General features: G+C 72.5%; 13 protein-coding genes. 4 read left to right on the top strand and 9 right to left on the bottom strand.

Annotation, left to right across the window (positions count from 1 at the left end; translation table 11 throughout):
- Nucleotides 1–42: 42 nt before the first annotated feature.
- Together BKD26_RS23465 and BKD26_RS23470 are read left to right on the top strand one after the other, a co-directional pair.
- Nucleotides 43–1248, top strand: coding sequence for a TerD family protein (locus tag BKD26_RS23465; RefSeq protein WP_179166658.1), 1206 nt, complete (start codon nucleotides 43–45; stop codon nucleotides 1246–1248).
- A 167-nt stretch (nucleotides 1249–1415) separates the two neighbouring features.
- Nucleotides 1416–2183 carry an SDR family oxidoreductase gene (locus BKD26_RS23470; RefSeq protein ID WP_084901546.1) on the top strand — a complete coding sequence of 256 codons (768 nt, stop codon included), beginning with the start codon at nucleotides 1416–1418 and terminating at the stop codon, nucleotides 2181–2183.
- Nucleotides 2184–3191: 1008 nt separating this feature from the next.
- Here BKD26_RS23470 and BKD26_RS23475 read toward each other — a convergent pair.
- Nucleotides 3192–4664: a hypothetical protein gene (locus BKD26_RS23475; protein ID WP_084901749.1), complete on the bottom strand. Its 1473-nt coding sequence runs from the start codon at nucleotides 4662–4664 to the stop codon at nucleotides 3192–3194.
- Nucleotides 4665–4858: 194 nt separating this feature from the next.
- Here BKD26_RS23475 and BKD26_RS23480 point away from each other — a divergent pair, with 194 nt between their 5' ends.
- Entirely contained in the window at nucleotides 4859–6727 is a 1869-nt protein-coding gene (locus BKD26_RS23480) for an endonuclease/exonuclease/phosphatase family protein (protein ID WP_084901549.1), read from the top strand.
- Nucleotides 6728–6734: 7 nt separating this feature from the next.
- Here BKD26_RS23480 and BKD26_RS23485 read toward each other — a convergent pair whose 3' ends face one another.
- The 4 genes from BKD26_RS23485 to BKD26_RS23500 all read right to left on the bottom strand — a co-directional run bounded on the left by BKD26_RS23485 (nucleotide 6735) and on the right by BKD26_RS23500 (nucleotide 8587).
- Entirely contained in the window at nucleotides 6735–7400 is a 666-nt protein-coding gene (locus BKD26_RS23485) for an antibiotic biosynthesis monooxygenase (RefSeq protein WP_241518792.1), read from the bottom strand.
- Between the two features lie 232 nt (nucleotides 7401–7632).
- Nucleotides 7633–7938 (bottom strand): DUF4235 domain-containing protein, encoded by a 306-nt coding sequence (locus tag BKD26_RS23490; RefSeq protein WP_206603700.1) that lies wholly within the window; start codon nucleotides 7936–7938, stop codon nucleotides 7633–7635.
- Nucleotides 7939–7943: 5 nt separating this feature from the next.
- Entirely contained in the window at nucleotides 7944–8201 is a 258-nt protein-coding gene (locus BKD26_RS23495; RefSeq protein WP_084901554.1) for a DUF3618 domain-containing protein, read from the bottom strand.
- A complete protein-coding gene (locus BKD26_RS23500) occupies nucleotides 8198–8587 on the bottom strand; it encodes a phage holin family protein (RefSeq protein ID WP_241518793.1) in 390 nt (129 codons plus the stop codon). Before BKD26_RS23500 ends, BKD26_RS23495 begins: the two co-directional genes overlap by 4 nt.
- Nucleotides 8588–8730: 143 nt before the next feature.
- Between BKD26_RS23500 and dapA the strand changes: the two genes are divergently transcribed.
- On the top strand, nucleotides 8731–9633 hold the full coding sequence (dapA, locus tag BKD26_RS23505) for a 4-hydroxy-tetrahydrodipicolinate synthase (protein WP_084901557.1): 903 nt from the start codon (nucleotides 8731–8733) through the stop codon (nucleotides 9631–9633).
- Here the strand turns inward: dapA and BKD26_RS23510 are convergent.
- The 4 genes from BKD26_RS23510 to BKD26_RS23525 all read right to left on the bottom strand — a co-directional run bounded on the left by BKD26_RS23510 (nucleotide 9609) and on the right by BKD26_RS23525 (nucleotide 12714).
- Nucleotides 9609–9833: a hypothetical protein gene (locus BKD26_RS23510; protein ID WP_084901559.1), complete on the bottom strand. Its 225-nt coding sequence runs from the start codon at nucleotides 9831–9833 to the stop codon at nucleotides 9609–9611. The genes dapA and BKD26_RS23510 overlap by 25 nt on opposite strands.
- A 104-nt stretch (nucleotides 9834–9937) precedes the next feature.
- Complete coding sequence (gene dapD / locus BKD26_RS23515; protein WP_084901561.1) at nucleotides 9938–10921, bottom strand: 2,3,4,5-tetrahydropyridine-2,6-dicarboxylate N-succinyltransferase; 984 nt, start codon at nucleotides 10919–10921, stop codon at nucleotides 9938–9940.
- A 181-nt stretch (nucleotides 10922–11102) separates the two neighbouring features.
- Nucleotides 11103–12107, bottom strand: coding sequence for a hypothetical protein (locus BKD26_RS23520; protein WP_143662699.1), 1005 nt, complete (start codon nucleotides 12105–12107; stop codon nucleotides 11103–11105).
- Nucleotides 12100–12714, bottom strand: a complete 615-nt coding sequence (locus BKD26_RS23525; RefSeq protein ID WP_084901566.1) for an RNA polymerase sigma factor — start codon at nucleotides 12712–12714, stop codon at nucleotides 12100–12102. Before BKD26_RS23525 ends, BKD26_RS23520 begins: the two co-directional genes overlap by 8 nt.
- Between the last annotated feature and the right edge of the window lie 34 nt (nucleotides 12715–12748).

Consider the following 12748-nt stretch of genomic DNA (forward strand, 5'->3'; position numbering starts at 1 on the left):
AGGTAAGGGAACGGCAAAGCAGCCTCGGTCGTTACCTCAGGCATGACAGCTATGACCCCCGGCTCGAACATCCCGCTTCCCGTCACCCGTGTGGCGGTGGACGTCGCCGCGCCCGTGCGGCTCGACGTATCGGGCCTGCTGCTCACCGCCGACGGCAAGGTGCGCTCCGACGACGACTTCATCTTCTACAACCAGCCGTCCGGCCCCGGCGTGACGTACCGGTCGGGCGGCGGCACGGCACCGGACGCGATCATCGTGGACACGGCCGCCGTCCCGCCCGGCATCGAGAAGATCGTCGTCACCGCGAGCCCGGACGCCGCGGGGCAGACGTTCCAGGGCATCGAACCCACCGCCACCATCCGCAACGCCGACGACGGCAGCGCGCTCGCCACCTTCACCCCGCCGCGGCTCGGCACGGAGACCGCACTGGTCGTGGTCGAGGTCTACCTCCGCAACGGCGCCTGGAAGGCCCGCGCCGTCGGGCAGGGGTACGCCAACGGGCTGGCCGGCATCGCCACCGACTTCGGCGTCTCGGTCGACGAGGAACCGGCGCAGGCCGCCCCGGCGCCCACTCCCGCGCCCGCCCGGACGCCGGCGCCCCCGCCCGCCCCGGTGGCCCAGGCCGCCCCGCCGGCGCCCCCCGCCGCTCCGGCGCCCGCGCCCGGCACCGGGAAGATCAACCTCGACAAGGGCCGGGTCAACCTCCAGAAGAACCAGACCGTCTCCCTCGTCAAGGGCGGCCGCCCCCTCCTCTCCCAGGTCAAGATGGGCCTCGGCTGGGAGCCCGCGTTCCGCGGCAAGGACATCGACCTGGACGCCTCCGTCATCGCGTACGGCCCCCAGCGCAACCACCTGGACAGCTGCTACTTCGGCAAGCTGTCCATCCTGAACGGAGCGATCAAGCACTCCGGCGACAACCTGACGGGTGAGGGCGCGGGCGACGACGAGGTGATCGTGGTCGACCTGGGCCGGCTCCCCGCCGACGCCACCGGGCTGGTCTTCACGGTGAACTCCTTCTCCGGACAGAAGTTCACCGAGGTCGCCAAGGCGTACTGCCGCCTGATGGACGCGGCGACCGGCGAGGAACTGGCCCGCTTCGACCTGACCTCCGCCGAGCCCCAGACGGGCGTCATGATGGCCAAGCTCGTCAAGCAGTTCTCCGGCGAGTGGGAGATGACCGCGATGGGCCAGTTCGTGAAGTCGCGGACCGTGCGCGGCATGGTCAAGCCGGCCGCCCAGGCCCTGTAGGACCGCCTCCGTAGACGTCCTCCACATAGCGCCCGTCCGCGACGAGGCGGTCCAGCCAGGCCCGGGCCGCCTCGTCGTCGGCGCCCGGCGCGTGCCGCACCACCGGCCCGTCCCGGGCAGCGACCTATGGCCTCCCACACCTTTCTCGAACAGAGAGTCGTCGTCCCATGAACCTCCCCGCCACCGGCCGTCGCGTCCTCGTCAGCGGCGCCTCCCGGGGCCTCGGCCGCGCTGTCGCGCAGGCCTTCGCCGCGAACGGCGACCGGGTCGCGGTGCACTACGGCTCCCGTGCCGACGAAGCACGCGCGACCCTCGATGCCCTCCCGGGCACGGGCCACGCCCTCGTGGGCGGTGACCTCACCGACCCGGCGGAGGCCCTCCGCGTCGCGGACGCCGCCGCCTCCGCGCTCGGCGGCCTGGACGTCCTCGTCAACAACGCGGCCGTGAACACCCGGCACCCGCTTCCCGAGACCCCGTACGAGGAGTGGGTACGGGTCTGGCAACAGCACGTCGCCGTCAACCTGCTCGCCACCGCCGGCCTCAGCCACCTGGCCGCGCGCCGCATGATCGACCAGGGCACCGGCGGACGCATCGTCAACATCGGTTCCCGCGGCGCCTTCCGTGGCGAACCGGACCACCCCGCCTACGGCGCCACCAAAGCGGCCGTCCACGCCCTGGGCCAGTCCCTCGCGGTGTCCCTCGCACCGCACGGCATCGCCGTAGCCTCGGTCGCTCCCGGCTTCTTCGCCACGGAACGCGTCACGCCCCGCCTGACCGGCCCGGAAGGCGACACGATCCGCGCCCAGAGCCCCTTCGGCCGGGTGGGCACCACGGAGGAGATCGCCGCGGCGGTCCTCTGGCTCGCCTCCCCGGCCGCTGAATGGTCCTCCGGCGCCATCCTCGACCTCAACGGCGCGTCCCACCTCCGCACCTGACCCGCCCCCGGCCCCGGCACCGGAAGACGACCGGGCGGGGCCACGCGGGGTCCTCCGCAGAGGTCGGCGGCAACGTCTGCTCATCGCCATGGGCACCGGAGTCGCCACCCCCACCTGACGCTCGTCCGCCCGGGAGCCGGGGGCTGCCAAGCCTGTGCGGGCGGGGAGCTCCCACGGTGGGCAGCGGCCTGCCCGGTAGGGGAGTTGCTCTGGGGGCCGCCATGGCCCTCGCTTCACCGTCGCAGCCTGCCCGTTGACCGCGCGAGCGAGGTACGCAGGAGCGGACTGGCCGAGTGGCGGAAGCGATTTCCGCACCGACTTCACCGCTGCCCGGCACGGGTCATGTGGCGCGGCGTCTGCGCGTGGCCACGACTACCCCGGCGGCAGTGATCAGGAGTGCTGCGCCTGCGGCGCCGATGAGCACAGGGAGGGGTGGGTGGGGATCGTCCTTCGCGGCCGACGTCTTTTCCCTCCCGGCTGCGGCGGAGGCATGCGGGCTGGTGCTGGAAGGCTGGCGGCGTACGTATCCGACCGGGCTCACGGCCGAGGGCCTGGCGCCGCGGTCTGCTGGGCCGGGATCACCGAGGCCTCGGTTGATATGCGCGCCGGGGCGGCACGGCAGGGCGACTCACCGGGGCGAATACGGGTGCGGCTTGGTCCGGGCCTTGTTCGCGGGACGCACGCCGAAGGAGTCTTCGTATGAATCGTGCCATGCTCTGATTGGATCACGCATGGACCGGGCGGTGGACCGGGGGCGTCCCGGTGTAGGGCCATTCCCTTCACGGTTACGGGCCCCGCGCGTAAGCGCGTGGGGCCCGCTGGCGGAGTGTGCGGCGTAGGCTGCGCTCGGCCCAGCGGCAGGATGTGCCGCTCGACTTCGACGACTTGGGTGGTCGGCGACGAACCCGAGGCCGGCAAGCAGACTGCTCAGGACCCACGGGCCACAGCCGCCGCACCGGACCCGCCCACACCCCGGACGACAGAGCGGGGCACGGGGCCGAGCCCCCGTCAGGCGCCCGCGCGCGAGCGGGCCTTGAACGCGGCCTTACGGGCTTCCTTCGCCACCCGCTTGTCCCGGTGCAGCCGCCCCATCGCCTCCAGCACCTCCGGCGTCGCCGGGTGGTCCACCCGCCACGCCGCGTCGAAGAAGCCGGTGTGCTGGCTCGTCAGGCCCTCCACCAGGTCCTGGAGTTCGTCCAGGTCGCCGCCACCCACCGCGTCCAGCTGCGCCGCGATCGTGTCGACGGCCAGCCAGAAGATCATGGACTCCGGCGGCGCCGGCACGTCCGCCGCGCCCCGCTCCGCGAGCCAGACCCGCGCCAGCCCGCCCAGCTCCCGGTCGTCCAGGACCTCCCGTACGGCGTGTTCCGCATCCGCGCCCACCAGCGACAGCGCCTGCTGGCAGTGGAGCCGGCGCAGCGGCGAGCCGGCGTCCGTGCCCTTCGCCGCCGTGAGCAGCTCGCGCGCCGCGGGCAGCGGCTCGCGGCGGGCCAGCCACCGTTGCGTCTCCGCGCGCGCCGATGCCTCCGGGTAGTGGGCCACCCCGTCGAGCAGCGAGTCCGCGCCCTTGTCGGTCAGGTCGCCGACCGCCGGCGCGTCCACGCCAGCCTCCAGCATCCGGGCGCGGACGCCGTACAGCCCGAGAGGGGTCAGTTTCACCATCCCGTACCGCGACACGTCCTCGTCGTCGCCCACCGCGACCGGCTCCGACTCGCCCTCCTCCGCCATCAGCGCCTCGTCGACCGGCTGGTACTCGACCAGCCCGATCGGCTCCAGCACCCGGAACTGGTCGTCCAGCCGCATCATCGCCTCGGACACCTGCTCCAGGATGTCGTCGGTCGGTTCGCCCATGTCGTCGGGCACGATCATCGACGCGGCGAGCGCGGGCAGCGGCACCGGCGCGTCCCCGGCGCCGCCCTCCGTGACGGTCAGGAGGTACAGGTTGCCGAGGACGCCGTCGAGGAACTCGGCCTCCCGCTGCGGGTCCCAGTCCAGCGACTCCAAGTCGAGGTCGCCGTCCTCGTTTAGTACGTCCGCGAGGTCGTCGAGCAGGGGCGCGGTCGCGTCGGCGAGCGCCGTCTCCAGGGCGTCCAGCCACAGCGCCAGGACGTCCTGCGGCGCCCCGCCGGTGACCAGCGCGAGCTGCCCGCCCGCCTCGACAAGGCCACCGTCGCCGCCGTCCTCGTCGCCCTCGCCGTCCTGCGGGTCGTCGACCACGACGAGTCCGGTGTCGACGGCGACCCGCCACGCCTCGCTCGCGTACGCCGCGCCGTCGTCGTCCGGCGTGAGCCCGAGCGCCTCGGCGGCGGCCGGCAGCTGCTCCTCGACGAGTTCGCCGCCGGCGCCGACCCGGGTCTGCGGACCCGCCCAGCGGGCGAGCCGGACGGCCCTGGCCAGCAAGGGGGTGCCGAGCGCGTCCCGCGCCAGCTCCGCGTCCGAGGGCAGCCGCACCGGCGGCAGGGTGGGGCGGTCCGACATCAGGGGTCTCTCCTCGGCGCGTACGTGGGGGTCGGGCGGCCCCCAGCGTAGACGCATTCGGGCGCATGCCTGGCAGTTCATGTACCGGTCAAAGTCCGTACATCCGCGAACCCTTGACAAGGCCGGTGCTCAGCCAAGAGATTGACGCGCGTAGAGCTACCGCTCAGTACCTCCCACGACCTCATCGGAGCCCTGTGATGTCTTCCTCCCTGCCGAGAACCGCGCCGAGAACCGCGCCGAGAACCGCCGCCGTCTCGGCCGTCGTCGCCACCGCCCTGGCCGCCGGGCTGCTCGCCGCGGGAACGGCGACCGCCACGGCCGACGACACCGCCGCCGGCGCGATACGCATCCACGACATCCAGGGCGCCACCCGCATATCCCCCCTGGCCGGGCAGCAGGTCAGTGGCGTGTCCGGCATCGTCACCGGCGTACGGACGTACGGCTCGCGCGGCTTCTGGTTCCAGGACCCGCAGGGCGACGACAACCCGGCCACCAGCGAGGGCGTCTTCGTCTACACCGGCTCCGTCCCGACCGTCGCCGTCGGCGACGCGGTCACCGTCTCCGGCACGGTCACCGAGTACGTCCCCGGCGGCACGTCCTCCGGCAACCAGTCGCTCACGCAGATCACCAAGCCCACCGTCACCGTCACCTCCTCCGGCAACCCGCTCCCCTCGCCCACCACCATCACCGCCCGCTCCGTCCCCTCCGCGTACGCCCCCGAGGGCGACCCGGCGGCCGGCGGTTCCATCAACGGCCGGACCCTCCGGCCGGGTTCGTACGCCCTGGACCACTACGAGGCCCTGGAGGGCACCAACGTCCGCATCGGCTCCTCCCGGGTGGTCGGCGCGACCAGCCCGCACCACGAGCTGTGGGTGACGGTGAAGCCGGACGAGAACGACAACCGGCGCGGCGGCACGGTCTACGGCTCGTACACCTCCCAGAACACCGGCCGCCTCCAGATCCAGTCGCTGACCCCGATCGCCCAGCAGCCGTTCCCGAAGGCGAACGTGGGCGACTGGCTGACCGGGACGACCGAGGGCCCGCTGGACTTCAACCAGTACGGCGGCTACACCCTCACGGCCCGTACCCTCGGCACGGTCGCCGACCGGGGCCTGGAGCGGGAGACGACCGAGAAGCAGCACCGCAGCGAGCTGGCGGTGGCGACGTACAACGTCGAGAACCTGGACCCGTCCGACCCGCAGGCGAAGTTCGACGCGCTCGCCAAGGCCGTCGTGGAGAACCTGGCGTCGCCCGACATCGTCGCCCTGGAGGAGATCCAGGACAACAACGGCGCCAAGAACGACGGTACGGTCGCCGCCGACCAGACGCTGAAGAAGTTCACGGACGCGATCGTCGCGGCCGGCGGCCCGGCGTACGAGTGGCGCACCATCGACCCCGTCAACAACAAGGACGGCGGCCAGCCGGGCGGCAACATCCGCCAGGTGTTCCTCTTCAACCCCGAGCGCGTGTCGTTCACCGACCGCGCGGCCGGTGACGCGACGACCGCGACCGGGGTCGTACGGGAGAAGGGGCGGGCGGCCCTGACCCACTCCCCCGGCCGGATCGACCCGGCGAACCCGGCGTGGGACAACAGCCGTAAGCCGCTGGCCGGCGAGTTCACCTTCCGGGGCCGTACGGTCTTCGTCATCGCGAACCACTTCGGCTCGAAGGGCGGCGACGAGTCGCTGGTCTCGCACCGCCAGCCGCCGAACCGTTCCTCCGAGGTCAAGCGCCTCCAGCAGGCGCAGGCCGTCAACGCCTTCGTCAAGGACATCCTGCACGTCCAGCGCACCGCCGACGTCGTCGTCCTCGGCGACATCAACGACTTCGAGTTCTCCGAGACGACGAAGGCGCTCACGGACGGCGGCGCGCTCCACGCGGCGGTCACGTCGCTGCCGCGCAGCGAGCGCTACTCGTACGTCTACCAGGGCAACAGCCAGGTGCTGGACCAGATCCTGACCAGCCCGTCGATCCGCCGCTTCGAGTACGACAGCGTGCACATCAACGCCGAGTTCGCCGAGCAGAACAGCGACCACGACCCGCAGGTGCTGCGCTTCCGCCCGTAACCCCCTGTCAGTACACGCCCGCGCCGAGGCTCAGCGCGGGCGTGTACCGCCGCACGCCCGAACCCACCACGCCGGGGTACGTCCGTACCTTCCGCCACTGCGGTGTCGCCGCCCCGACCCCGTCGCCGGGCGCGGCGAGCGCCTCGATGTGCGCCTCGGCGCTCTCCCACTCGGCGTAGTTGAGGACGCGGGTGCCGTCGAGGCTGACGTGGAAGTGCGCGGAGATCCCGCCGGGGTGCGGGCTCGGGTCGGTCTCCAGGGCCTCGAACACCGCGTCCACCCACGCCCGTTGCCGGTCGGCGTCCGGCCCGTCGAACTCGACGTCGACGATCACCACGCAGCCGGGTACGCGGGGGTCGCCGGGGTTCAGCCGGCCGCTGCGGTAGAGCTCGTACGAGCGCAGTCCGACCCGCTCGATGCCGGGCACGGCGGCGTCGATCTCGCCGTTCCGGTCGTCCCGGTGGGACCGGAAGAACTCCTGGTACGCCTCCTCGCTCGGCCACCGCGAGTAGTGCAGGAGGGTGTCCCCGTCCTCACCGGTGTACACGCTGTACGAGAGCGGCCCCACGTCCGGCCACTCCCGTCCCGCCCACGTCTTGGCGATGGCGTCGACGGCGGCCCGCTGCCGCTCCGGTGTACCGACGCGCCAGGTGCTGACCTTGATCACGGTCATGTCATGCCTCCTCGGACGCCGCACCACCCGTGGGCGCGGTCGCATGACCATCCTCGAAGGTCAAGCTCGGTTGAGGTCAACAGTCGGCGGGTGCGGTGGGACGGGCGCGGGTGCGCGGCTGCGCGCTGGTCCGGTTGACGAGGCAACGAGGAGCGCACGGCCGCGCACCGGTTCTCCGGCTCGCTGGGCATCGCCCGCCGCGAGCGGGGTGCCGGCCCCCGGGGCCGGCCCGTCAGGCCGGCCAGGTGCCGGTCAGGCGGCGGACGCCGACCGCGCCGCCGCGGTCCACCGCGGCCTTGACCACCGCGAAGATCGCACCTTCCACGGCCGCCGCCAGCAGGATCTCCTTCCACTTCCGTTCCTCGTCCATGGCGTCCGGGGCGTCGCCGCTGCCGATCATCGCCCAGGCGCGTGCGAAGAGCGCGCTGGCCGCGGCGCCGCTCGCCATGCCGAGCAGGATGCCGACGGGCCGGTAGAGCATCTTCTGCTTCTTCTTCTTTTTCTTCTTCTGGTCCTTCCGGTCCTTCTGGCGCGTCATCGGCGTCACCCCCACTTCCCGGTGCGCCGCAGCTGCCAGAGCACCACGCCCGCGACGACGACCGCGGCGACCGCCGCGAGGAGCCGGCGCGGGTGTTCGCGTACCGGTTCCGGGGTCTTGTCGTGCACCAGGTGGGCGGCGCGCGCCTTCACGTCCGTCTTGGCCATCAGCTGGTCGATGGTCTCGCCCAGTTCCTGCCGTTTGCGTGCCGCCTGGAGGCGGAGCTCGTCAGGTCCCGGGCGGTGGGGCGTGTCCCGTGTCATCGGTGGACCCTCTCCTTGATCTCGTGGACGTCCGAACGCACACCGTCGATCGCCCGCTCCGGTTTGGGCGGCACCGCGCGTTTCAGCTGCGCACGGCCCAGCAGGGCGAGCACCCCGGCGACCGCCAGGAACAGGACGGTCGCGATGAGCACGGCGAGCCAGACGTCGAGCGGGATCGCCAGCGCGGCGGCCACGCTGGCCCACACGCCGATGAGCCCGACGTAGCCGACGGCCGCCGCGGCCCCCAGCATCCCGCCGCCCTTGCCCGCGCGTTTCCCCTTCTGCATCATCTCGGCCTGCGCGGTGCGCATCTCGGTCTTCACCAGGTCGGAGAGCTGTTCCGACGCCTGCTTCACCAGCTCGCCGACCGACGGTTCTCCGGCCACGCGGATCGCCTCCCATCTCGTACGGGAAGCTCCGGGTACCCCGCCGAGCGATGCCGGAACCAGCCGATCCTTCAGCAACACTTGCCCTTCACCCCAAGAAGAACTAAGTAGACCTACACTTTCCTGGGCCACAGACTGCGGCCATGCCCCTCACCACGTCACCTCCCCGCCCCTTCGGCCGCGCCCTGTGCGCGATGGTCACGCCCTTCACCGCCGCCGGGGCCCTCGACCTGGACCGGGCACAGAAGCTCGCCGCCGACCTGATGGCCCAGGGCTGCGACGGCCTGGTGCTCAACGGAACGACAGGCGAGTCCCCGACCACCACGGACGCCGAGAAGGCGGCGCTCTTGCGGGCGGTGCGGGACGCGCTCGGCCCGGGCACCCCGCTCGTCGCGGGCGTGGGCACCGCGGACACGGCGCACACGGTGGAACTGGCCCGCCAGGCGGAGCGGGCGGGTGCGGACGGCCTGCTGGTGATCCCCCCGTACTACAGCCGCCCACCCCAGGCGGCCGTCGAGGCCCACTTCCGGCGAGTGGCGGACGCGACGGGCCTGCCCCTGGCGCTGTACGACATCCCCGCCCGCACCGGCACGCGCATCGAGCCGGAGACGGTGCTGCGGCTGGCGGAGCACCCGCGGGTCGTGGCCGTCAAGGACTGCACCTACGACCTGCTCGGCTCCACGAAGGTCCTGGCCCGCACGTCACTGGCGTACTACTCGGGCTGCGAGGAGATGAACCTGCCGCTGTACGCGATCGGCGGCGCGGGTTTCATCAGTACGGTGGCCAATGTGGCGCCCCGTCAGATGCGGGCGGTGCTGGACGCGTTCGACGCGGGCGACACCGCGCGGGCCGCCCGGCTCAACCAGGTCGTCATGGAGCTGGCGGAGCTGATGATGGCGTCCGGGCTGCCGGGCACGGTGACGGTGAAGGCGCTGCTGGACGCGGGCCCGGTCCGCGAACCGCTGCAGCCCGCCGACCGGGAGGCGGTCGACGGGCTGCGGGCGGCGTACGAGGAACTGGTTCAGGAGCCGACGACTTTGTTGTGACCGAGGATGGCGACGTGCTCCAGCACGTCCTCCATCGGGTCGTCGACCTGGCCGATCGACAGCAGGGCGATGCGGTGTCCGTTGTCGGAGCCGTGGTGCGTCTCGTCCGCGTGGGCGACGCCCGACGGCAGCGCGACGACAGCCGGAAGGACCGCGCCCAGCGCGAGCACGCCCAGAGCGATCAGCCTGCTGGTGTTCATATACGTTCCTCGCCTTGCCGGGTTGCCCGTTTGCCGGTTCGTGTGACTGTGCGCAACCTGCTTATCCACCCGACTGGCGGAAAGGTTACGCACAATCACACGAATCAGTTGTGGCTGTGGAGGATGTCGTTGAGGCCGCCCCACACCGCGTTGTTCGGCCGGGCCTCGACGGTGCCGGTGACCGAGTTGCGGCGGAAGAGGATGTTGGAGGCGCCGGACAGCTCACGGGCCTTGACGATCTGCCCGTCCGGCATGGTCACCCGCGTGCCCGCCGTGACGTACAGACCGGCCTCGACGACGCACTCGTCGCCGAGCGCGATGCCGACGCCCGCCTCGGCGCCGATCAGGCAGCGCTCGCCGATGGAGATGATGACGTTGCCGCCACCGGAGAGGGTGCCCATGGTGGAGGCGCCGCCACCGATGTCGGTGCCGTCGCCGATGACGACGCCCGCGGAGATGCGGCCCTCGACCATGGAGCTGCCGAGCGTGCCGGCGTTGAAGTTCACGAAGCCCTCGTGCATGACGGTGGTCCCGGAGGCGAGGTGCGCGCCGAGCCGCACGCGGTCGGCGTCGGCGATGCGTACGCCCTTGGGCGCGACGTAGTCCGTCATGCGCGGGAACTTGTCGATGCTGGTGACCTGAAGGTGCAGGCCCTCGGCGCGGGCGTTCAGCCGGACCTTCTCGATGTCGTCGACGGCGACGGGTCCGAGGCTGGTCCACGCCACGTTCGCCAGCAGCCCGAAGATCCCGTCCAGGCTCTGCCCGTGCGGCGTGACGAGCCGGTGGCTGAGCAGGTGCAGACGCAGGTAGACGTCGTGGGTGTCGAGCGGCTTGTCGTCGAGCGAGGCGATGACCGTGCGTACGGCGACGACCTCGACGCCGCGGCGGGCGTCGACGCGGATGGCCTTGGCGGCGCCTTCGCCGAGGAGGTTCACGGCCTGGTCGGAGGTGAGCCGCTCGGTCCCCGAGGGCCCGGGCTCGGCGACGAGCTCGGGAGCGGGGAACCAGGTGTCGAGAACGGTGCCGTCGCCGGCGATGGTGGCAAGGCCGGCGGCGACGGCGCCGGTGGTACGAGGTGCAGAAGTCATGCCAGAAACCTAACCGCCGCGCCACCGTCCGGGCGAACCGGTCTCACCTCCCGGTCGCCCCGGCCGTGAGCCCCAGCCATGCGCCCCCGCCGTGCGCCCCGGCCATGCGCCCCGGCCATGCGCCCCGGCCGGTCGCCCGCCCGGGACCCCCGTACCGGGGCGGGCGACCGATCGGGGTGGGTCAGGAGCGCACGCCGCGCGCGTCGACGACCTTGGTCGTGACGCGCATGGCAGTGGCGAGAACGGTGCCCTTGGCCACGTAGGGGCCGCCGGACTTCTTGCCGCCGACGTAGTAGCCGATCCCGGCCACGATCCGGAAGCCCCGGAATGCCTGGGTCTCCGGGTCGAACAGCACCTCGAAGGTGTTCCGCTCGTAGGAGTAGTCGCGGTAGTTGCCTTCGACTCCCAGCGCCATGAGGGCCTCCTTCCCGTCCGGCACGACGGTGGACGTCACCTTGGCCCCCGGCAGCTTCCCGGCGGTCCGGATCAGCAGCCTCCCCTTTTCCTCGGGCATCGTGGTCGCCGTCGCCAGGACCTCCGCGATCTCCTTGAAGTCGCGCTGCGCCTGAGTCAGCCGCCACGCGCTGCTCAACCGGCTGGGGACGGACCGCTTCCGGATCAGGACGAGGGCGGCTTCGGTGTCGTCCGGCAGGTCCTCCACGAGCGCGTCCGACTGCCGGGGGGCGAGGATGTCGGTCCCGCCCGCTCCCTCCCTGGCGCCCACCGGGGTCTGCGCGGGGGGCACCTCCGAGCGCATGAACTCGTTCCAGCCGTCGTAGCGCCCCCATGCCTCCTCCAGGTCTGACCGCCGGCTATGCAGGTCACAGGGCATTTCCCCCTTCCTGTAGTGGAGGTTCACGCTGAGCGCTTCCATGTTGTCGTGGCCGCTTGCTCCGAAGCCGCAGTTCACCATCCGCCACTCGGTCTTCCGGTAGACCCATTGGTCCGCCCGCGGCTTGGCCGCCGGGGCCTCCGGCTCCTGCCCGGCCGGCAGCAGCGTGGCGAGCGTCGCCACCGCGGTCACCGCCGCCGCGGCGCCCGCCGCCACGAGCAGCCGCCCGCCCCACGGGCGCCGCCGGGGGCGGCCGGCCTCGTCGAGGAGGCGTTGGTGGCCGGGGGCGAGGCGGGCGCGGTCGGGGGTGGGGGCGTCCGCGCGGAAGTCCTGGAGCGTTCGCATCTCATCCATGGGTGACCTCCGCAGCGAAGTCGTGTACGAGGGTGGGGTCACTGTCGCCGAGCGCGGCCCGTACCTTCTTGCGCGCCCGGTTGAGCCGAGAGCGGACCGTGCCGACGGGGATGGAGAGCGCCTCGGCGACCTCCTGGTACGTCAGGTCCGCCCAGGCGACGAGCAGCAGCACGTGCCGGTCGCCGCCCGGCAGGGACGCCAGCGCACCGGCGAGGGGGCCGTGGGCGGCCTGGGCGGTGACCCGGTCGTCGGCGTGGTCGACCCACGACTCGGCGACCGGGTCGTGGCCGGTGCGGGCCAGCGCGTTGAGGGCGCGCACCTCGGTGCGGCGCTGCTTGCCGATCAGGTTGGCGGCGATGCCGTACAGCCAGGGGCGGGCGTTGGCGCGGCCCTGGTCGTAGCGCGCGCGGCCCCGGAAGGCGGCGAGGAAGGTGTCGGCCGTGATGTCGTCGGCGGCCGCGTCGCCGAGCCGCCGGGTGGCGTACCGGTGGATGTCGGCGGCGTACCTGTGGTACAGCTCGGCGAAGGCCTCCGGGCGGTCCAGGGAGTCGGCTATGACGGTGGAGTCGTCGTCGCCGTCGCCGGCGGTGCCGGGTGGGCCGTTCACGGAGTCTCCGTCTCTGGCGGGTGTGGTCACACCC

This window comes from Streptomyces sp. CB03238 (genome assembly GCF_002099185.1).
In the GTDB taxonomy this organism is placed as follows: Bacteria; Actinomycetota; Actinomycetes; order Streptomycetales; family Streptomycetaceae; genus Streptomyces.